Source organism: Bradyrhizobium sp. LB13.1, from assembly GCF_054056815.1.
Window position 1 is genome coordinate 4,273,863 of record NZ_JBSRYQ010000001.1, and the last position, 21,814, is coordinate 4,295,676.

At 65.3% G+C, this 21,814-nt stretch carries 12 protein-coding genes and 1 pseudogene; 11 read left to right on the forward strand and 2 right to left on the reverse strand.

What is annotated here, in order from left to right; translation table 11 throughout:
* Positions 1 to 282: 282 nt before the first annotated feature.
* From ACVWYI_RS20360 to ACVWYI_RS20385, 6 genes and pseudogenes are all read left to right on the forward strand, one after another.
* Positions 283 to 5,488: pseudogene (locus tag ACVWYI_RS20360) on the forward strand (alpha-2-macroglobulin family protein).
* 35 nt (positions 5,489 to 5,523) lie between these two features.
* Positions 5,524 to 7,632 (forward strand): penicillin-binding protein 1C, encoded by a 2,109-nt coding sequence (gene pbpC, locus ACVWYI_RS20365; protein ID WP_456664556.1) that lies wholly within the window; start codon positions 5,524 to 5,526, stop codon positions 7,630 to 7,632.
* Positions 7,633 to 7,682: 50 nt separating this feature from the next.
* Positions 7,683 to 9,425 carry an ArnT family glycosyltransferase gene (locus ACVWYI_RS20370; protein WP_456663010.1) on the forward strand — a complete coding sequence of 581 codons (1,743 nt, stop codon included), beginning with the start codon at positions 7,683 to 7,685 and terminating at the stop codon, positions 9,423 to 9,425.
* Position 9,426: 1 nt separating this feature from the next.
* The gene (locus tag ACVWYI_RS20375) at positions 9,427 to 10,272 is read left to right on the forward strand and encodes a phosphatase PAP2 family protein (protein ID WP_456663011.1); all 846 of its coding nucleotides are present in this window, start codon (positions 9,427 to 9,429) and stop codon (positions 10,270 to 10,272) included.
* 63 nt (positions 10,273 to 10,335) lie between these two features.
* Positions 10,336 to 11,067: a glycosyltransferase family 2 protein gene (locus ACVWYI_RS20380; protein ID WP_456663012.1), complete on the forward strand. Its 732-nt coding sequence runs from the start codon at positions 10,336 to 10,338 to the stop codon at positions 11,065 to 11,067.
* Positions 11,064 to 11,402 (forward strand): lipid-A-disaccharide synthase N-terminal domain-containing protein, encoded by a 339-nt coding sequence (locus tag ACVWYI_RS20385; protein ID WP_247353463.1) that lies wholly within the window; start codon positions 11,064 to 11,066, stop codon positions 11,400 to 11,402. The genes ACVWYI_RS20380 and ACVWYI_RS20385 overlap by 4 nt, the downstream gene beginning before the upstream one ends.
* Before the next feature lie 10 nt (positions 11,403 to 11,412).
* Here the strand turns inward: ACVWYI_RS20385 and ACVWYI_RS20390 are convergent, their stop codons facing one another.
* Both ACVWYI_RS20390 and metC read right to left on the reverse strand, forming a co-directional pair.
* The gene (locus ACVWYI_RS20390; protein ID WP_456663013.1) at positions 11,413 to 13,104 is read right to left on the reverse strand and encodes a Na/Pi cotransporter family protein; all 1,692 of its coding nucleotides are present in this window, start codon (positions 13,102 to 13,104) and stop codon (positions 11,413 to 11,415) included.
* 178 nt (positions 13,105 to 13,282) lie between these two features.
* Complete coding sequence (gene metC, locus ACVWYI_RS20395) at positions 13,283 to 14,467, reverse strand: cystathionine beta-lyase (RefSeq protein ID WP_456663014.1); 1,185 nt, start codon at positions 14,465 to 14,467, stop codon at positions 13,283 to 13,285.
* 417 nt (positions 14,468 to 14,884) lie between these two features.
* On the opposite strand from metC, the gene ACVWYI_RS20400 reads away from it, so the two are divergent.
* The 5 genes from ACVWYI_RS20400 to ACVWYI_RS20420 all read left to right on the forward strand — a co-directional run bounded on the left by ACVWYI_RS20400 (position 14,885) and on the right by ACVWYI_RS20420 (position 21,710).
* Positions 14,885 to 15,895: an amino acid ABC transporter substrate-binding protein gene (locus ACVWYI_RS20400; RefSeq protein WP_456663015.1), complete on the forward strand. Its 1,011-nt coding sequence runs from the start codon at positions 14,885 to 14,887 to the stop codon at positions 15,893 to 15,895.
* 26 nt (positions 15,896 to 15,921) lie between these two features.
* Positions 15,922 to 17,127, forward strand: a complete 1,206-nt coding sequence (locus ACVWYI_RS20405) for an amino acid ABC transporter permease (protein ID WP_354050621.1) — start codon at positions 15,922 to 15,924, stop codon at positions 17,125 to 17,127.
* Positions 17,124 to 18,644 carry an amino acid ABC transporter permease gene (locus ACVWYI_RS20410; protein ID WP_456663016.1) on the forward strand — a complete coding sequence of 507 codons (1,521 nt, stop codon included), beginning with the start codon at positions 17,124 to 17,126 and terminating at the stop codon, positions 18,642 to 18,644. Before ACVWYI_RS20405 ends, ACVWYI_RS20410 begins: the two co-directional genes overlap by 4 nt.
* A gap of 11 nt (positions 18,645 to 18,655) precedes the next feature.
* Positions 18,656 to 19,393: an amino acid ABC transporter ATP-binding protein gene (locus ACVWYI_RS20415; RefSeq protein WP_249811694.1), complete on the forward strand. Its 738-nt coding sequence runs from the start codon at positions 18,656 to 18,658 to the stop codon at positions 19,391 to 19,393.
* 100 nt (positions 19,394 to 19,493) lie between these two features.
* A complete protein-coding gene (locus ACVWYI_RS20420) occupies positions 19,494 to 21,710 on the forward strand; it encodes an O-linked N-acetylglucosamine transferase family protein (protein ID WP_456663017.1) in 2,217 nt (738 codons plus the stop codon).
* The last annotated feature ends 104 nt before the right edge of the window (positions 21,711 to 21,814 follow it).

A 21,814-nucleotide genomic window follows, 5' to 3' on the forward strand; every position in this document is an offset into this window, starting at 1 on the left:
GGGTGTTAGGGGGCCGGGTTGAGCGGCAGCGGACTGGACGATGGATCACATCGCCGGGAACGCTGACTAGCTTCCGGGACACGGCCGCCGGTCGACTGGTCCGGTATTGCTGCGCCATCAGGACGGCGTGCGCGGCGGTATCTCGATCAGTCTCCTCTGGGCTTGCCTAGTCATGGCGAATACGACGATTTGTACCTTTGGTTCCATCGCCTTGAGTCCGTCACCTTTCCGCGCATTTCATGCGACAAGCGGCGTTCGTCCGCGATTTCCGGGAGTCCATCCATGATCGGTCTTGTTCGCGCCGTCACACTCTGCGCCACGCTGGCGTTCGGCCTTAGCGTAGCGCAGGCCGCCGATAAGGCCTTTAAGCGCGACGATCTCGCCGATTCCGCGATCAAGCTGGAGGCGCAGATCAAGGGCGAGGCGGGGCCGGTCGCCAAGACCGGCGCGAGCTTGCGCACCGACGCCGATGCTGCCTTCCGGCGCAACGACTATCGCACCGGCCTGTTGGTGCTCGGCCAGATCGCGGCGACCGCGCCGGAGGATGCCGGCAACTGGCTGCGCCTGGCAAAAGTCATCTTCCAGATCACGCCGAAGAGCTCGAGCGAGCAGACCTTCCTGCTGGAGCGCGCCTCGACCGCCGCCTACATCGCCTATCAGCGCACCGGTAATCCGGGCGAGGAGGCCGACGCGCTCGCCGTGCTCGGCAAGTCGCTGTCCGAACGAAAACTATGGCGGCCGTCGTTGGATGCGCTGCGGCTGTCGCTCGACATGCGCGAGGTCGCCGACGTCCGCGGCCAGTATGAGAAGATGCGCGACGAGCACGGTTTTCGGCTGCTCGACTACACCGTGGACTCGGACTCGGCGAGCCCGCGCGCCTGCTTCCAGTTCTCGGAGGAACTGGCGAAGCGAACCGATTTTGCGCCGTACCTCGCGCTGGCGGGCCAGGACAAGCCGGCACTGTCGGCCGAGGGCAAGCAGCTCTGCGTCGACGGGCTGAAGCACGGCGAACGCTACAACATCAATCTGCGCGCCGGCCTGCCGTCCACCGTGAAGGAGGGCCTGCCGAAATCGGCCGAGTTCAACGTCTATGTGCGCGACCGCAAACCGTTCGTGCGCTTCAACAGCCGCGCCTATGTGCTGCCGAGGACCGGCCAGCGCGGCATTCCCGTGGTCAGCGTCAACACGCCCGCGGTCAATATCAACGTGTTCCGGATCGGCGACCGCAATCTGATCAACACGGTGGTGGACAGCGACTTCCAGAAGACGCTGTCCAAGTATCAGCTCAGCGACCTCGGCGGTGAGCGCGGCGTCAAAGTCTGGACCGGCGAGCTCGCGACCGCGATGACGCTGAACCAGGACGTCACCACCGCGTTCCCGGTCGATCAGGCGCTCGGCGAACTCCAGCCCGGCGTCTACGTGATGACGGCCGCGGCCAAGGGGCCGGGCTCGGACGACGACTACCAACTCGCAACCCAATGGTTCATCGTTTCCGACCTCGGCGTCGCAGCCTATTCCGGCAATGACGGCATCCACGTGTTCGTGAATTCGCTGGCGTCCACCGACCCGGTCGGCAAAGCCGAGGTGCGGTTGGTCGCGCGCAACAACGAGATTTTGGCGACGCGCAAGACCGACGACAGCGGCCATGTGCTGTTTGAGGCCGGGCTTGCGCGCGGCGAGGGCGGCCTGTCGCCGGCGATGCTGACGGTCACGGGCGAGAAGGCCGACTATGCCTTTCTCAGCCTGAAGACCTCCGCCTTCGACCTGTCCGACCGCGGCGTTTCGGGCCGCGCGGTGCCTGCGGGCGCCGACGCCTTCGTCTATGCAGAGCGCGGCGTCTACCGCTCCAGCGAGACCGTCTATCTCACCGCTCTGCTCCGCGACGGGCAGGGCAATGCGGTCACCGGCGGGCCGATGACCCTGGTGATCGAGCGCCCTGATGGCGTCGAATTCCGCCGCGCTGTGGTGTCCGACCAGGGCGCCGGCGGCCGCACGCTGGCCGTGCCGCTCAACTCGGCCGTGCCGACCGGGACGTGGCGGGGTGCGCGCCTTCACCGACCCGAAGGGCTCCTCGGTCGGCGAGACCACCTTCATGGTCGAGGACTACGTTCCCGACAGGATCGAATTCGACTTGTCTGCCAAGGACAAGCTGATCAAAGCTAACGCTCCAGTGGAGCTTAAGGCGGACGGTCATTTCCTCTATGGCGCGCCGGCCTCGGGTCTGGCGCTCGAAGGCGACATGCTGGTCGCGCCCGCATCGGAACGTCCGGGCTTTGCCGGCTACCAGTTCGGCGTCGCCGACGAAGAGACCACCTCGAACGAGCGCACGCCGCTGGAGAACCTGCCCGAGGCCGACGCCAACGGCGTTGCAACCTTCCCGGTCACGCTCGACAAGCAGCCGGCCTCGACGCGTCCCCAGGAAGCGCAGATCTTCGTCCGCATGGTCGAGACCGGCGGCCGCGCCGTCGAGCGTAAGATCGTGCTGCCGGTCGCACCCGTGGCCGCCATGATCGGCATCAAGCCGCTGTTTGGCGACAAGAACGTCGCGGAGGGCGACAAGGCCGAGTTCGAAGTCGTGTTCGTCTCGCCCGCGGGCGAGAGGCTTCGCCGCGACGGCCTGCGCTACGAGCTCCTGAAGATGGAGTCGCGCTACCAATGGTATCGCCAGAGCAATTATTGGGAATACGAGCCGGTCAAGTCGACGTCGCGCGTCGCTGACGGTGACGTCACCGTTGCCGCCGACAAGCCGTCGCGGATTTCGCTGACGCCGCAGCCAGGCCGCTACCGGTTGGACGTGAAGTCGAACGACGCCGACGGCCCGGTGACCTCGGTGCAGTTCGACGTCGGCTGGTATTCCGACGGCAGCGCCGACACGCCGGACCTGCTGGAGACCTCGATCGACAAGCCGCAATACGCTTCGGGCGACACCATGACCGTGTCGGTCAACGTCCGCAGCGCCGGCAAGCTGACCGTCAACGTGCTCGGCGATCGCCTGCTGACGACGCAGACCATCGACGTCAAGGAGGGCACCGCGCAGGTGAAGGTCCCGGTCGGCAAGGACTGGGGCACCGGCGCCTATGTGGTGGCGACGCTGCGCCGTCCGCTCGATGCGGCCGCGCAGCGCATGCCGGGTCGCGCGATCGGCCTGAAATGGTTCGGCATCGACAAGCAGACCCGCACACTCCAGGTGAAGCTGACGCCGCCGGCGCTGATCCGGCCGAATGCCATGCTGAAGATCCCGGTCAAGCTCGACGGGCTCAATCCGGGTGAGGACGCCAAGATCGTCATCGCCGCGGTCGATGTCGGCATCCTCAATCTCACCAATTACAAGTCACCGGCGCCGGACGATTATTATCTCGGCCAGCGCCGCCTGAGCGCAGAGATCCGCGATCTCTATGGGCAACTCATCGACGGCATGTCGGGCACGCGCGGACAGATCAAGTCCGGCGGCGACGCCGGTTCCGCCGAGCTCCAGGGCTCGCCGCCCGCGCAAAAGCCGCTCGCGCTCTATTCGGGCATCGTCACCGTTGCCGCCGACGGCACAGCGGAAGTGAGCTTCGACATTCCGGAGTTCGCCGGCACCGCGCGCGTGATGGCGGTGGCGTGGACCGCGACCAAGCTGGGCCGCGCCAACATCGACATCGTGATCCGCGACCCTGTCGTGCTGACCACGACCCTGCCGCGCTTCCTGCTCAACGGCGACCACGGCACGGTCAATCTCGAGATCGACAATGTCGAAGGGCAGGCCGGCGACTACGTCATCGACGTCAAGACGGGCGGCCCGGTGAAGACGACCGGCAATCCCGCAACCACGGTGAAGCTCGCCGCCAAGCAGCGCAATTCGTTCACGCTCGCTGTCGACGCGACCGCGGCGGGGCAGGCGACGCTCGACGTCGACATCAAGGGACCGAATGGCCTGGCGCTGGCGCGCCACTATGCGCTCGACGTCAAGGCGGCGACCCAGGTGCTGGCGCGGCGCTCGATCCGGACGCTGGCGAAGGGCGAGAGCCTGACGCTGACCTCGGACATGTTCGCCGATCTCGTGCCGGGCACCGGCAGTGTCTCGGTCTCGGCGAGCCTGTCGACCGCGCTCGATGCGGCGACGATCCTCAAAGCGCTCGACCGCTATCCCTATGGCTGCTCGGAGCAGATCACCAGCCGCGCCATGCCGCTGCTCTATGTCAACGAGCTCGCTACGGGCGCGCATCTGGCCATGGATACCGAGGTCGACCAGCGCATCCGCGATGCCATCGAACGGCTGCTCGCGCGCCAGGGCTCGAACGGTTCGTTCGGCCTGTGGTCGGCCGGCGGCGACGACGCCTGGCTCGATGCCTACGTGACGGACTTCCTGACCCGGGCCCGCGAAAAGGGCTTTGTGGTGCCGGATGTCCTGTTCAAGACCGCACTCGACCGCATTCGCAATTCGGTCGTCAACGGCAACGAGCCGGAGAAGGACGGCGGCCGCGACCTCGCTTACGGTCTCTACGTGCTCGCGCGCAACGGTGCAGCGCCGATCGGCGATCTTCGCTATCTCGCTGACACCAAGCTCTCCAACCTCGCGACGCCAATCGCGAAGTCGCAGCTCGCGGCCGCGCTCGCGCTGGTCGGCGACCGCAGCCGCGCAGAACGGGTCTATGGCGCAGCCCTCGACAGCCTTGCGCCCAAGCCCGTGCTGGAATTCGGCCGCACCGATTACGGCTCGCAGCTCCGCGATGCAGCAGCGCTGGTGTCGCTTGCCAGCGAAGGCAACGCGCCGAAGGCGACGCTGACGCAGGCGGTGACGCGGGTTGAGACCGCGCGCGGGCTGACGCCCTACACCTCCACGCAGGAGAATGCGTGGCTGGTGCTGGCGGCGCGCGCGCTCGCCAAGGAGAACCTGTCGATGGAGGTCGATGGCCAGCCGGTCAAGACCGCGCTCTATCGCAGCTACAAGGCCACGACACTGGAAGGCAAGCCGTTGAAGATTACCAACACCGGTGACGCGCCGGTGCAGGCCGTGATCTCGGTGTCGGGCTCGCCGGTGACGCCCGAGCCTGCGGCATCGAACGGCTTCAAGATCGAGCGCAACTTCTTCACGCTCGAGGGCAAGCCGGCCGATATCAGCAAGGTCAAGCAGAACGACCGCTTCGCTGTTGTGCTGAAGATCACCGAGGCGAAGCCCGAGTACGGCCACATCATGGTGTCCGACTATCTGCCGGCCGGTCTCGAGATCGACAATCCAAAACTGGTGTCGTCGGGCGACAGCGGCACGCTGGGCTGGATCGAGGACGGCCAGGAGCCCGAGGATACCGAGTTCCGCGACGACCGCTTCACGGCGGCCGTCGATCGGGCCTCGGATTCCAAGGCGATCTTCACGGTGGCTTATGTCGTGCGTGTGGTCTCGCCCGGCAAATACGTGCTGCCGCAGGCCTATGTCGAGGACATGTACAATCCCTCGCGCTACGGTCGCACCGGGACGGGCGCCGTCGAGGTGCGGGCGGCGAAGTGAGTGATGGCGAGATGAGCGATGTGGTGAGAGACCATTTGGATGGCCGGGACAAGCCCGGCCCTGACGGAGCAAGGGGCGGGGGCCATCGCCTCCTCTCCGGCCTCGCGCTCACGCTCAGCCTCGCCGTCGTCGGCTTCGTCGCATGGGTCTACTCCCTCGGCCCGCTACCTTTCGACGAAGCCCGCCAGGTCTCCACCACCATCCTGGACCGCAACGGCAAGCTGCTGCGCGCCTATGCGATGGCGGACGGGCGCTGGCGGCTGCCGGTCGAGACGAAGGCGAACGTCGATCCGACTTATCTAAAGCTGCTGCTTGCCTATGAGGACCAGCGTTTTTACGCCCATGACGGCATCGACCCGCTGGCGCTCGGGCGGGCCGCATTACAACTCGCCACGCGCGGCCACATCGTCTCGGGTGGATCGACCATCTCGATGCAGCTCGCACGGCTGATGGAGCCGCGGCGGCAGCGCTCGCTCTACGCAAAGCTGCGGCAGATGGTTCGTGCGATCGAGATCGAGCGGAGCTTGAGCAAGGAGCAGATCCTCGATCTCTATCTCGCGCTCGCGCCTTACGGCGGCAACCTCGAAGGCATTCGCGCCGCCTCGATCGCCTATCTAGGCAAGGAGCCGAAGCGGCTGTCGCTGGCTGAGGCCGCGCTGCTGGTCGCGCTGCCGCAATCGCCGGAGACCCGCAGGCTCGATCGCTATCCCGATGCGGCGCGCAAAGCGCGTGACCGCGTGCTTGACCGTATGGTCGAGGAGCATCAGATCAGCCTCGACGACGCGACGCAGGCCAAGGCCGTTCCCGTGCCAAAGCTGCGCAAGCCGATGCCGATCCTGGCGCCGCACGCCTCCGATACGGCGCTGGCGACGGTCAAGGACACGCCCGTCATTAAGCTGACGCTCGATGCCAACCTGCAGAAGGTGCTGGAGCCGCTGGCGCGCGACCGCGCCATTGCGTTGGGGCCGAGCATCTCCGTCGGCATTATCGTGGTTGATAACGAGAGCGGTGACGTGCTCGCGCGCGTCGGCTCGGCGGATTATTTCGACGAGCGCCGGGCAGGGCAGGTCGACATGACCCGTGCCATCCGCTCGCCGGGCTCGACGCTGAAACCGTTCATCTATGGGCTCGCCTTCGAGGACGGTTTTGTTCATCCCGACAGTCTGATCGACGATCGGCCCGTGCGCTTCGGCTCCTACGCGCCGGAAAATTTCGATATGACGTTCCAGGGCACAGTGCCGGTGAAGAAGGCGCTGCAGATGTCGCTGAACGTGCCCGCGATCGTCCTGCTCGACCGCGTCGGCGCGAGCCGGCTGGCATCGCGGCTGCGCCAGGCCGGCGGCAATCTGGTGCTGCCCAAGGACGAGGCGCCGGGACTTGCCATGGGCCTTGGCGGTGTCGGCGTGACGCTGCAGGACCTCGCCCAGCTTTATGCGGGCTTCGCCCGGCTCGGCACCACCAAGCCGCTGCGCGAGGTCATGACCGACAGGGACGACCGCGAGCCGCTGCGGCTGCTCGATCAGGTCGCGGCCTGGCAGGTGGGCAATGTGCTGCTCGGCACCCCGCCACCGGAGAACGCCGCCCACAACCGCATCGCCTTCAAGACCGGCACCTCCTACGGCTACCGCGACGCCTGGTCGATGGGCTTCGACGGCCGCATGACCATCGGCGTCTGGGTGGGCCGGCCCGACGGCGCGCCGGTGCCGGGCCTGATCGGCAGGGTTGCCGCCGCGCCGATCGTGTTCGACGCCTTCGCCCGGACCGGCAAGACGCTGGTCCCGTTGCCGAAGCCACCGAAGGGAACCCTGGTCGCCAGCAACGCGAAGCTGCCGTTGCCGTTGCGGCGGTTCCGCCCGGTCGGTGATCTGGTACGGGCTGGGGGCGAACAGGCTCTGCACATCCAGTTCCCGCTGAACGGCTCGCGGATCGATGTCGATCGCTCGGGTGGCGAGGGCGGCGCTGCCATGCCGGTCAAGGTCGCGGGCGGCGTCCTGCCCATGACCGTCATGGTGAACGGAACGGCGCTCGGCGATATTGACGGACGGCGCCAGCGGCTGATCGACCCGCCCGGTCCGGGCTTTGCGCGGCTGACCGTCATCGACGCCACGGGCGCCGCGGACACAGTCGTCATTCGAATTCAATGACCCTGCCTCAAGCGGTTGTGGCAATAACGGTTTCAGCGTAAGCGGAACCAATGGCCGAGACCTACCCAACACCCCGTTTTGGAGCTCCCCGCGAGCCGAAATCCCCGGTGAATCCGGGTAGCCGGCTCGTGTCCATGTTCGACATCGCCACAGCCAGCCACGCCCGCGCGGTCGGCTTCCTTTTGGTTTGCGCGTTGCTGCTGTTCCTGCCGGGCTTCTTCACGATTCCACCGGTTGATCGCGACGAGGCGCGCTTTGCGCAAGCGACCAAGCAGATGGTCGAGAGCGGCGATTATGTCGACATCCGCTTCCAGGAAGACGTCCGCTACAAGAAGCCGGTCGGCATCTACTGGCTGCAATCGGCCGCGGTCGAGACGGCGTCGGCGCTCGGTCTGCCGCGGGCCGAATTGCGCATCTGGGTGTACCGGCTCCCCTCGCTGATCGGCGCGATCGGCGCCGTGCTCATGACCTACTGGACGGCGCTCGGCTTCGTCACGCGGCGCGCCGCGGTGCTTGCCGCGCTGCTGATGAGCGCCTCCGTGCTGCTCGGCGTCGAGGCGCGGCTCGCGAAAACCGACGCGATGCTGCTGTTCTGCGTGGTCGCCGCCATGGGCGCGATGGCGCGGGCCTATCTGTCGTGGCAGCGCGCCGAGGACGAGACGCATCCGCCCTGGAGCTGGCCCGCGATCTTCTGGACCGCGCTCGCCGTCGGCATCCTGATCAAGGGCCCGTTGATCCTGATGTTCGCAGGCCTGACCATCGTCGCGCTCGCGATCCAGGACCGCGATGCCTCCTGGCTATGGAAGCTGCGTCCGCTCTGGGGCCTGATGTGGATGCTGGTGCTGGTGCTGCCCTGGTTCGTCGCGATCTTCTGGCGCGCGGGCGATGCCTTCTTCGCCGATTCCGTCGGTGGCGACATGCTGAGCAAGTTAGGCGCCCAGGAATCCCACGGCGCGCCGCCGGGACTGTACCTGGTGCTGTTCTGGATCACGTTCTGGCCCGGAGCGCCGCTGGCGGCGATGGCGGCGCCCGCAGTCTGGCGCGCGCGGCGCGAGCCCGGCGCACAATTCTTGCTGGCCTGGCTGGTCCCGTCCTGGATCGTGTTCGAGGCGGTGCTGACCAAGCTGCCGCATTACGTGCTGCCGCTGTACCCTGCGATCGCGATCCTCACCGCCGGTGCGTTGGAGCGGCGCGTGCTGTCGTGGTCCTGGTTGATGCGCGGCTCGGCCTGGTGGTTCGCGATTCCGGTGGCCGGCTCGATCATCGCCGTTGTCGGCGCGGTGATGCTGACGCGCCAGCCGGCCTTCGTGGCCTGGCCGTTCATCGCGGCCTCGCTGATCTTCGGCCTGTTCGCCTGGTGGCTTCACGACAACAACCACGCCGAACGCTCGCTGCTCAACGCGCTGGTCGCAGCCCTGATGCTGGCGGTCGTGGTCTACGGCATCGTGCTGCCGTCGCTGACGCCGGTGTTTCCGAGCATCGAGGTCGCACGCGCACTTCGCAACGTCACCTGCGTCGGGCCGAAGGCGGCCGCGGCCGGCTATCACGAGCCGAGCCTCGTCTTCCTGACCGGCACGCAGACGCTGCTCACCGACGGTTCAGGCGCGGCGGATTTCCTGCGGCAGGGGAGCTGCCGTTTCGCGCTGGTCGAGCAACGTTCTGAGCGCGGCTTCGTGCAGCGCGCCGAGGCGATCGGGCTGCGTTACAAGGTTGGCACGCGCATCGACGGCTATAATTTCTCGCAAGGGCGCGCGATCTCGATCTCGATCTTCCGCTCGGAAGGCACCGAGTAGGATGCCGGCGCCAACCGACATCGCGCCGCGCCCGAGCTATCCCGCGCAATTGCTCGCGGCGTCGGGGCGCGCCCTGGCGCAACTCGTGCGTATGCCCTCGCATTCGCGCCGCGCCGAGGCCGCACGAAAGCTGGCGCGGCATTCGCTATGGCTCAGCGCGGCCGGCGCAGCCCTGGTCATCGTGCTGATGCTCGCGTTCGATCAGACCGAGATCCAGCTGATGCCGGCGCGTGGCGCGCCCGGCCTGTGGCCTATCCGCATCCTCACCGATTTCGGCAAGGACGAGTATGTGCTCTCGGTGCTCGGGGGGGCGCTGGTGGTCCTGGCGCTGGTTGCAGCGGGATGGCACGGTACCCGCCGCACGTTACTGCTCGGCCTCGGCACGCGGCTGCAGTTCATGTTTCTCTCTGTTGCCCTGTCCGTATTCGTCGCCGAGATTCTGAAATATCTCATCGGTCGCGGACGTCCGTTCGTCGGCGGCAAGGCCAATCCGTTCAATTTCATCCCGTTCGAGGGGACGGGGGCCTATGCCAGCCTGCCGTCGAGTCATGCGGTGACGGCGTTCGCGCTGGCGTTTGCGGTCTCGGCGCTGTGGCCGCGCCTGCGCGTGTTCATGTTCACTTACGCAATCGTGATCCTGCTGACGCGGCTGGTGCTGCTCGCGCATCACCCGAGTGACGTGGTGGCCGGCGCCCTGGTCGGCATGGTCGGCGCCATGGCGGTGCGCTACTGGTTCGCGGCCCGCAGGCTCGGCTTTGCCATCCGTTCTGACGGCACCATTGTGCCTCTTGCAGGGGCGGTCTCGGGTCGCCTCAAAAGGGTTGCCCACGGGGCATCCGCCCCATAAAAGCGGCTGCCTGCCGGGACCGCCGGTTCCCGAGCCAAGCCCATTCCAACCACGAGCTTCGATTTGTCGTCCCAGCCTTCGGTTTCCATCGTCGTCCCCGTGCGTAACGAAGCCGACAATATCGCACCGCTGATCGCGGAGATCGGCACGGCGCTCGATGGCCGCTGGGCCTATGAGATCATCTACGTCAATGACGGCTCGACGGATGCGACCGGCGACCGGCTCGCTGCCATCATGCAGCGGCGGGACAATCTGCGGCAGCTTCGTCATGCCAAATCGGGCGGTCAATCGGCGGCAGTGCGCAGCGGCGTGCGCGCCGCGCGCGGCGCCATCGTGGCGACGCTCGACGGCGACGGCCAGAACAATCCGGCTTTCCTGCCCGACCTGATCGCGGCGGTCGAGAAGGGTAGCAAGGTCGGACTGGCCGCGGGACAACGCGTCGGCCGCAAGGATACCGGCTTCAAGAAATTCCAGTCGCGCGTCGCCAACGGCGTTCGCAACGCGATCCTGAAGGACGGTACGCGCGACACCGGCTGCGGATTGAAGGCGTTCCGGCGCGAGGTGTTCCTGATGATGCCCTATTTCGACGGGCTGCATCGCTTCCTGCCGGCGCTGGTGCGCCGCGAGGGTTTTGAGATCGCCTATGTCGACGTGATCGACCGGCCGCGCCATTCCGGCGTGTCCAATTACGGTTTCTTCGACCGGCTGTGGATCGGCATCATGGATCTCGTGGGCGTGTGGTGGCTGATCCGCCGCAAGAAGCCGACGCCAGATGTGTCTGAGGTGCAAGCATGATCATCCAGTACGGTCAGGCGTTGAACAATTATCTCTACGACGTCTTCGTCGCCAAGTTCGATTTCTGGCTGGCGTTCGGCCTCGTCGCGCAGCTGTTCTTCACCGCGCGCTTTCTGGTGCAATGGATCGCGAGCGAGCGCGCCGGCAACAGCGTGGTGCCGATGGCGTTCTGGTTCTGCTCCATGGGCGGCGGGCTGATGACGCTGGTCTATGGCGTCGTCAAGCGCGAGCCGGTCATCATCCTCGGCCAGGCGCTCGCGACCATCATCTATATCCGCAACATCATGCTGATCATCAAGAACCGCGGCCGCGGCTCACAGACGCTGGAGCGCTGATCCGAGGCGACTAGCGCGGCAACGCCGACGCCGCACCTGCTGCGGGCAGGGCGGCGGTATCTGCCTCGTGCCTGCGATAAGGCTCGCCCGCCGCGTCGAGCACGGGATAGGCGACCGAGCAGATGTGCGAATGGATGCGGCGCAAATCGCGCAGCACGTCGAGATGCAGCGACGTGGTCTCGAGGGTCTCGGGGCGGCCCTCGCGCAGGCGGTCGAGGTGGCGCTCGACTGCGGCAAGCTCGGTGTTGCGCAGCGCCGTCTTCTCGACCAGCAGCTTGCGCGCCTCGTTGGCGTCGCCCGACATGAAGATGCCGAAGGCGATGCGCAGCGAGTCCATCGTGCGCTTGTGGAAGGCGGCGAGCTCCTCGGCACCCTCGGGCGAGAACTGAAAGCGGCGCTTGATCTTCTTGGTGGCGAGTTCGCTCAGACTCTTGTCGATGATGTCGCCGATATGTTCCAGATTGATGGCGAAGGAGATGATCTCCATCGCCCGCCGGCCCTCGCTCTCGTCGAGGCTGCCCCGCATCAATTTCGTCACGTAGAGCTTGATGGCTTCGTCGAGGCCGTCGACGACATTGTCCGACTTAGAGACCTGGTCGACCAGCGCGCGGTCGCCGGTCATCATCGCCGCCATCACCTTGCGCAGCATCACCTCGACGAAATCGCCCATGCGCAAGGCCTCACGCGCCGCGTCGGCGAGCGCCAGTGACGGCGTCTCCAGTGCCGATTCGTCGAGATAGCGCGGCCGGGCCGGATCGTCTTCCTTGACGCGATCGGGCAGCAGCCGGGTCAGGAGACGCGACATGGTGTCGAGCAGGCCGATGAAGATGACGGCTGTGCCGACGTTGAAGGCGATGTGGAAGGCCGCCGTCATCTTGGCGAGATCCGGCTGCCAGGCATGCATGTGCTCGGCGATCGTGCCGAGGAACGGCAGTACCAGTGCAATCCCGATCACGCGGTTGACGAGATTGCCGACCGGCAGGCGGTAGCTCGCGGCATCGTCGCGCCTAGCGCCTTCGAACACGGGGTTGATGGCGCTGCCAAGATTGGCCCCTAACACCAGGGCCAGCGCCGCATAGGGCGTGATGAACTGCGAATACGCCAGCGACATGATCAGCAGCACGCTGGCGACGCTCGAATGTACCGCCCAGGTCACGAGCGCGGCGATGACGATGCAAAGCACGGGATCGCCCGTGATCGCCGACATCATGGCACGAACACCCGGCGCGTTCTCCGCGGGCGCCAGCGTGTCGAGCAGGATGTGCAGCGACAGCAGCATCAGTCCGAGGCCGATGAGGACACGGCCGATATCCTTGATCCTCGACCGCGGGCCGGCGCGGAAGGCGACGAGCCCGAGCACGAACAGGACGGGTGCGACGGCCGCGATATTGAACGACAGCACCTGCACGATCAGCGTCGTGCCGACATTGGCCCCCAACATGATGGCGAGCGCGGCGGCGACGCTGACGAGGCCTTCGGCCGCAAACGAGCTGGTGATCAGCGCAGTTGCCGTGCTGCTCTGGAGCAGGGCGGTGAGGCCGAGACCGGCGGCAAACGCGCTGAAGCGGTTGCTGAGCGCCTTGCCCAGCAGTCGCCGCAGATCGGGGCCGAAGGCGCGCAAAATCCCGCTGTGGACCATGTGCAGGCCCCACAGCAGCAGCGCAACGCCGCCCATCAGATCGAGCAGAACCAACGTTCCCATACTCCGAGTCCGGATTAGAGTCGATCGGTGAGGCTAACGCCAAACGCCAGCGGATCAAACCCCTTGTTGGCGCATCAGCGTTAACGTTTGCGTCGGCTGCACGTTCCCCCGGCGCGGGTTGACGCGTCCGCCGGCGCGCGATTGCCGCGTCCCGAGGCGCGATGCCTTGTGAGCAGGCTCACATTGCTGCCTTGAGGGCAGCGAAGCCGCGATCGAGATCGGCCTTGAGGTCGTCGACGCTTTCGAGCCCGATGTGCAGACGCAGCGTCGGGCCGCCCGGCGACCATTTCGTGGCAGTGCGATAGGTGTCGCAATCGAAGGGAATCACCAGGCTCTCGAAACCGCCCCAGGAGAAGCCCATGCCGAAGAGCTTGAGCGTGTCGAGCATGGTGTCGACCGCCTTCTGCGGCGCCGGCTTCAAGACGATGCTGAACAGGCCAGACGCGCCGGTGAAATCGCGCTTCCAGATCGCATGGCCCGGATCGGTCTCTAACGCCGGATGCAGCACGCGGGCGACCTCGGGACGGCTCGCAAGCCAGCGCGCCATGTCGAGCCCGGAGCGATGATGCTGCGCCAGGCGCACCGACAGCGTGCGCAGGCCGCGCAGCGCCAGGAAGACGTCATCGGGGCCGGCGCAGACGCCGAGCAGGCGGATGCCTTCGGCGATCTGCGGCCAGGCCTTGGCATTGGCCGAGATGGTGCCGAACATGATGTCGGAATGGCCGCCGATATATTTGGTGGCGGCCTGCATGCTGATGTCGACGCCCTGCTCGAGCGAGCGGTGATAGAGCGGCGTCGCCCAGGTGTTATCGTCGATGACGAGCGCGCCGCGGGCATGTGCGACCTCTGCGATGGCACGGATGTCCGGCATCTCGAACGATTGCGAGCCGGGCGCCTCGACCAGCACCGCGCTTGTGTTGGGCTTGAACAGCTTGTCGATGCCGGCGCCGATCATCGGATCGAAGTAGGTGGTCTCGATGCCGAAGCGGGTGAGCATGCCGTTGCAGAAATTGCGCGAGGGCCGATAGACGTTGTCGCAGACCAGAATGTGGTCGCCGGCCTTCAGCACCGAGAGCAGCGTGGTGGAGATCGCCGACAGCCCGGACGGCACGATGCCGACCCCGGCGCATTGCGGCCCCTCCAGCGCCATCAGGGTCTCCTGGAACGCTCGGGTGGTCGGCGTGCCGTGCCGGCCGTACTGGAACTCGCCGCGATGAGCATGCAGATCCTCGGCGGTCGGATAGAGCACGGTCGAGCCGTGGAAGACCGGCGGGTTGACGAACCCCTTCTGCGCCTTGGTGTCGCGGCCGGAGGTGACCAGCCGGGTCTCGGCGTGTTGCTCGGAGGGGTGCGAGGAATCCATGCGTCTGCTTTCAAAACCGCGTTTCCGCTCGGCGCTCGGCGCCTGACGGGACGGCCGGGGGCCGCCCTCGTTAATAACAGAACACAGAAGAGTCCCGTCAACCCCTTGACCCGGCTCGCCAGTCGTTCTGAGATGCGTACGTGCTATTCAGTCGCTGCATGTTGAGGGGCCTGCCGCGAGCTTCGATCCATCGCCTGACCGGGCCTTGCGCCACAGCCATAACGGCGGGCGCCTTTCGGCGGGGATTAAGGTATGGGCCTCCCGGGATCGGCGAGTGATCGGCAAGGTTTTCCAGCATGATTCTTGGTTTTCCAGCATGACTCTTGCAAGGCTGGTCTTGATACGGCTAGCCCTGGCAGAGACGATCCCAAAGACAACGTTCCTGAACTTGAGACGACTTTGAAAGGCCTAAAGCCCATGAAACGCGTAACCCTGGCTCTCGCTCTCGCCGCCGGCCTGACTGCCCAAGCCGCCGATGCGCAAACGCTCAAGACCATCAAGGACCGGGGCATGCTGTCCTGCGGCGTCAGCCAGGGTCTGCCCGGCTTCTCCTCGCCCGACGACAAGGGCAATTGGACCGGGCTTGACGTCGACGTCTGCCGCGCGATCGCCGGGGCGATCTTCAACGATCCGACCAAGGTCAAGTACGTGCCGCTCTCCGCCAAGGACCGCTTCACGGCGCTGCAATCCGGCGAAGTCGACGTGCTGTCGCGCAACACCACCTGGACCATCTCGCGCGACACTTCGCTCGGCGCCAACTTCACCGGAGTGACCTATTATGACGGGCAGGGCTTCATGGTGAAGAAGTCGCTCAAGGTGAATTCTGCGCTCGAGCTCAACAGCGCCTCGGTCTGCGTCCAGACCGGCACCACCACCGAGCAGAATCTCGCCGACTACTTCAAGGCCAACAACATGAAGTACGAGGTGATCGCATTCGGCACCAACGACGAAACGGTCAAGGCCTATGAGGCCGGACGCTGCGACGTCTTCACCACCGACCAGTCGGGCCTGTACGCCAACCGCCTGAAGCTTGCCAATCCCGGCGATCACATGGTGCTTCCGGAAATCATCTCGAAGGAGCCGCTCGGACCGATGGTGCGCCACGGCGACGACCAATGGTTCGACATCGTGAAATGGACGCTGTTTGCCATGATCACCGCCGAAGAGCTCGGCGTGACCGCGAAGAACGTCGACGAGAAGGCGAAGCTGGAAAATCCGGAGATGAAGCGCGTCCTCGGCACCGACGGCAATTTCGGTGAGCAGCTCGGCCTGACCAAGGACTGGGTGGTGCGCATCGTGAAAGCCGTCGGCAATTACGGCGAAGTGTTCGACCGCAACGTCGGCGCGGGCTCGCCGCTCGCCATCAATCGGGGTCTCAACAATCTCTGGAACAAGGGCGGTCTCCAGTACGCGCCGCCGATCCGCTGATCCCGCTTGACCCGCTGGCAGCGGCGATGAGCACCGAGGCTCGCAAACCGCCGCCCCAGATCGCGCTGAAGATCAGGCGCGTGCTGGGCGGCAAGACCGGCTGGAACGGCATCGCCGTCCAGTTTGCCTTCGCCGCGGTCCTGGGCTGGATTGCCTATGAAATCGTCTCCAACGCCCGCGCCAACCTCGAGAACCAGCACATTGCCGCTGGCTTCGGCTTCCTCGGGAACAATGCCGGTTTCGATGTCAATCAGACACTGATCTCGTATACCGGCTCGGACACGTTCCTGCGCGTGTTCGTGGTCGGGCTTCTCAACACGCTCGTGGTCTCGGTGGTGGGCATCGTCTTTGCTACCCTGATCGGCTTCATCGTCGCGCTGTGCCGGCTGTCGCCCAACTGGCTCGTGGCGCGCGTCGGCGAGATCTATGTCGAGGTGATCCGCAACCTGCCGCTGCTATTCCAGATCCTGTTCTGGTACCTGGCGGTGCTCGCGGCCTTGCCCAATCCGCGGCAGAGCATTTCGCTGTTCGGCATCGCCTTCGTCAGCAATCGCGGCCTCGTCATTCCCCGCCCGATCGGCGAGAGCGGCTTCGAGGCGTTCCTGGCGGTGCTGGTATTCGGCATCGTGGCTTCGCTGGCGTTGCGCGTCTATGCGCGCCGGGCGCTGTTTCAGCGGGGACAGATGATCCGGATCTGGCCTTATGTGCTGGGACTGCTGTTCGGGCTGCCGCTCGTCACCATGCTGATATCAGGTCTGCCCTTCACCTTCGAGTTGCCGCAGCTCAAGGGCTTCAATTTCGCGGGCGGCTCGCGGATCATCCCCGAGTTCGTGGCGCTGACATTGGCCTTGTCGACCTATACCGCCGCCTTCATCGCCGAGATCGTGCGCGCGGGCATCCTTTCCGTCCACAGCGGACAGATGGAAGCGGGATCGTCGCTGGGCCTGAGCCGCGGCACCACGCTTCGCCTGGTCGTCGTGCCGCAGGCGATGCGCGTCATCGTTCCGCCGCTGACCAACCAGTACCTCAATCTCACCAAGAATTCGTCGCTGGCCGTCGCGATCGGCTATCCTGACCTCGTCTCCGTGTTCGCCGGCACGTCGCTGAGCCAGACCGGGCAGGCCATCGAGATCATCGCCATGACGATGGGCGTCTATCTCCTGATCTCGCTGATCACCAGCGCCATCATGAGCGTCTACGGTTGGCGCGTCAGCCGGAGTCTCGGCGCATGAGCGATATCGCCTCGCCCAGCTTCGTCCGCCAGGACCTTCTCGATGAGCGCCCCGCGCCGGTGAAGACCACGGGCTTCATCGGCCTCGTGCGGACGCGCCTGTTCAACTCGCCGACCAACGTCCTGCTTACGATCGTCGGCGCCTTGCTGCTCTGGTTCACCATCATTCCTTCCGTCAGGTTCCTGGTGGTCGATGCAGTCTGGACCGGCAAGGATCGCACGGCCTGCCTCGCAGAGAACGCCGGCTTTGCGGTCGGCGCCTGCTGGCCCTATATCCAGGCTAAGCTGCCGCAACTGATCTACGGCTTCTACCCCGAGGCCGAACGCTGGCGGGTCAACCTCACGCTCGTCCTGGCGGTGGTCCTGTTGTTGCCGTTGCTCATTCCGCGGCTGCCGTCGAAAGGCCTGAACGCCGGCCTGTTCTTCTTCGCGTTTCCAGTGGTTGCATTCTTTCTGCTGCACGGCGGCGGCATCAAGGGATTTGGCCTGAGTTCGACAGCCGACCTGCTGCAATTGTTCGACGACAGCATCATCGGCGCCGGGCAGGCTCTGCTCGGTCTCGGCAAGACGTCCGCTGCCGCGCCGCTGTTGTGGGTCGTCGGCAATTTCATCGTGCTTGTTGGTACTGCGATCTACTGGCTGATCTTTCCGCTGACCTGGCTGCGCGACCAGCTCCAGGGGACAGGCCAGTCGGTCTGGGTCGATTTCGCCATCACGGCCGCGATCGTCTCGCTGATCGCCTTCGTTCTCGGCGGCGGCGTTCGCACCGGCGTGCGGGCCCTGACATCCAGCATCGCGACCTTCGTCGCCATCGCGATCGTCATCGAGCTGATGGGGCTCGATCACGGCGGACTGCCGATCGTCACGACGAATTTGTGGGGCGGGCTTCTGGTGACGCTGGTGGTCTCCGTCACCGGCATCGTCACCTCGCTGCCGATCGGCATTGCGCTGGCGCTTGGGCGACGCTCGACCATTCCGCTGATCCGGATATTCTCGGTCGCCTTCATCGAGTTCTGGCGCGGCGTGCCGCTGATCACCGTGCTGTTCTTCGCCACCTACATGCTGCCGCTGTTCCTGCCCGGTAATTTCACGGTCGACGGCCTCGTCCGCGCGCTGATCGGCATCGCGCTGTTCACAGGCGCTTATCAGGCCGAGAACGTCCGCGGCGGGCTGGCCGCGATCCCGCGCGGGCAGGGCGAGGCGGCTGCGGCGCTGGGGCTGTCCTGGTGGAAGACGAGCTCGCTGATCGTGCTGCCGCAGGCGCTGCGCCACGTCATTCCGAACCTCGTCAACAGCTTCATTTCGCTGTTCAAGGACACTTCGCTGGTCTCGATCGTGGCGCTGTTCGATCTCCTGGGCTCGCTGCGGGCGTCGTTCTCGGACCCGAAATGGTCGTCGCCGTCGACCGCGTTCACCGGCTTTGCCTTCGCCGGGATCATCTACTTCATCTTCTGCTTTGGGATGTCGCGCTACTCGCTCTTCGTCGAACACCGCCTCAACGCTCACCGCCGCAACTGATCGAGCTCACCATGTCCGACTCCATCGTCAAGATTTCCGGCCTGAACAAATGGTACGGCGAGTTTCACGTACTGCGCGACATCGACCTCGAGGTCCGCAAGGGCGAGCGCATCGTGATCTGCGGCCCGTCAGGCTCGGGTAAGTCGACGCTGATCCGCTGTATCAACGCGCTGGAGGAATTCCAGGAGGGCGAGATCGTCGTTGACGGTATCGAGCTCGGGCCGAACCTCAAGCACGTCGACGCCGTGCGGCGCGAAGTCGGCATGGTGTTCCAAAGCTTCAACCTGTTCCCGCACCTGACCGTGCTGGACAATTGCACGCTGGCGCCGATCTGGGTGCGCAACATCCCCAAGAAGGACGCCGAGGAGGCGGCGATGAAGTTTCTGGAGCGGGTCAAGATCCCGCACCAGGCCAACAAGTTTCCGGGGCAGATGTCCGGCGGTCAGCAGCAACGCGTCGCGATCGCCCGCGCGCTGACGATGAACCCGAAGGTGATGCTGTTCGACGAGCCGACCTCGGCGCTGGACCCCGAAATGGTCAAGGAAGTGCTCGATACCATGGTCGACCTCGCCGAGGAGGGCATGACCATGCTGGTCGTCACGCACGAGATGGGCTTTGCCCGCGAAGTCGCCAACCGCGTGGTGTTCATGGACGCCGGCCAGATCATCGAGGCCAACACGCCCAACGAGTTCTTCGCGGCCCCGCAGCACGCCCGCACAAAACTGTTCCTGAGCCAGATCCTGCGCTGAGCACCTGCGATCCGGTGGCCTCGCCGGTCTAACTGCCCCGCCAGCCTGGCACCATGCGAATCGGCTAGCCTCTTTTCGGGCCATCCTCCGGAGAGAGACTTTGCAGAGCAGCGCCGGCGCGCGCGCATTCCAGAACGCGCGATTGCAGAAGAAGTTGAAGAAGCAGGCGGACGCGGTCATGTCCGTCGCGGTTCAGGCGCTCGGACAGGGCAGATATGCGGAGGTTGAGACGCTCTGCCGTCAGATTCTGACGGAGGTTCCGGATCATTTCGACGCCGCACACCTGCTCGGCCTGCGCGCGTATGATGGCGGGCGGCTCGACGAGGCGCAACAGCTGCTCGAGCGCGCGATTGCGCTCGATCCGCGTTCGCCCGATGCCCATGGCAATCTCGGGGCCGTGTATTTCAATCTCCAAAAATTTCAGGACGCCCGCGCATGCCAGGAGAAGGCCATTGCGCTGAAGCCGAATTCTCCGATCGCTCTGACCAATCTCGGCAATACGCTGCTGCACATCGGCCTCGGCGAGCAGGCGATCGAACTGCACGAACGCGCTATCAGGCTGAAGCCGGACTATGCCGATGCATTCTGCAATCGCGGCATGGCGGAGCTGATCAAGGGCCAGTTCGAGCGCGCCAAGGAGAGTTTCGATCGCGCTCTGGTGTTTCAGCCGCGTCATGCGGAGGCGATCGCGGGCAAGGGTATGGTGTGCATCGAGCTCCGGCATTACGAAGATGCGGCCGCCGCCATCGCAGCAGGGCTCGCGATCAAGCCGGATTCACCGAGGATTCTCGCGCAGCGCGGTCGGCTCAATCTCGATCTGTCGCGGCTGGAGCAGGCGCTCGCGGACTTCGACGCGGCGCTGGCGCTTTCGCCAAGGCTCGAGGTGGCCTTGCAGGGAAAGGCGCAAGTCAACATTTTCAAGGGCAACACGGCGGAGGCGATGGCGGCCGTCCAGACATTGCTCGAGGGAAATCCGCGGTCCGACATCGGAATTGCGCTTCTGGCTTCCTGCTATGCGAGCCAGGGAGAGATCGCGACGGCGCTCGAACATCTCGACGCTGGGCTGGCAATCGCGCCGGACTATGCGGACTTGGTCGGGCGCAAGATCTTCCTTCTGGACTATCTCCCAGGCGCCGATTTTGCGGTCCAGCAGGCCGCGCGAAAACATTGGTGGGACGCTATCGGCGCCAAACTGCCGCAACGGGCGTTGTCGCCTCGTAAGCTCGATCCGGACAAGCGGATCTCGATCGGATATGTCGCGTCCGAATTCAGGAACCACTCGGCAGCGTTCGCTCTGCTACCGGTGCTGCGCCATCATGATCACGCCAGGTTCAAGATCGTTTGCTACTCGTGTTCGCCGTTACGAGACGAGATAACCGACAAATTCAGATCGATGGCGGACGTATGGGTCGACGCCTGGCAGTTTTCGGACGACGAACTGGCCGATCGCATCCAGGCCGACGGGATCGACATTCTGATCGACGTGTCCGGGCATTCGACCGGCAACAGGCTCCATGTCTTCGCCCGCAAGCCGGCCCCCATCCAGGTCACGGGTTTCGGACATGCCACCGGTACCGGCCTTCAGACCATGGACCATGTGCTCGCGGATCCCATCTTCATTCCGCAATCGGCGCGTCATCTGCTGGCCGAAAAAGTTCATGATCTGCCGTGCCTGATCACGATCGATCCCATCCTGGATGTGCCGCCTTCGGAGCCTCCGATGCTCCGCAACGGCTATGTAACCTTCGGCGTGTTCAACCGCATCTACAAGATCTCGGACGAGGCCATCAGCGTGTGGTCGACAGTGATGCGCGAGGTGACGGGTTCGAAGATCATCATCAAGCATACCCTGCTTGACGATCCCTTGCTGCGCGGCAGACTGGTCGCGCGTTTCGTGGCGCGCGGCGTTGCCGTGGAGAACATCGTCTGCCTGGGCTCGACCTCGCGTCATGAGCATCTGCTGGCCTTTGCGAAGGTCGACATTTCGCTCGATACGTTCCCGCAAAACGGCGGCGTCAGCACCTGGGAATCGCTCTATGGGGGCGTTCCGGTCGTCGCCAAGCTCGGCAACGGGGCCTCGTCGCGTGCCAGCGGGTCGATCGTGGCTGCCGTCGGTCTCGAGGGCTGGGTCGCCGAGGACGACGATGGCTATGCGGCGATCGCATGCAAATATGCGGCGCAGCCCGCTCATCTGACGAAGTTGCGCGCCGAGTTGCCGGCTCGGATCGCGGCTTCGCGCGCCGGCAACGTCGAGCTCTACACGCGCGAGGTCGAAGCGGCTTACCGCCAGTTCTGGCGCGACTATTGTAGTTCCTGAACCAGATACTGCGCTGAGCCCCCGGGGAAATCCCGGGGGTATCACCGCGCCAGCCGACCGGCCGGCCGGGCTTGCGAATCAGTTAGACTCTTCCCGGGCCATCC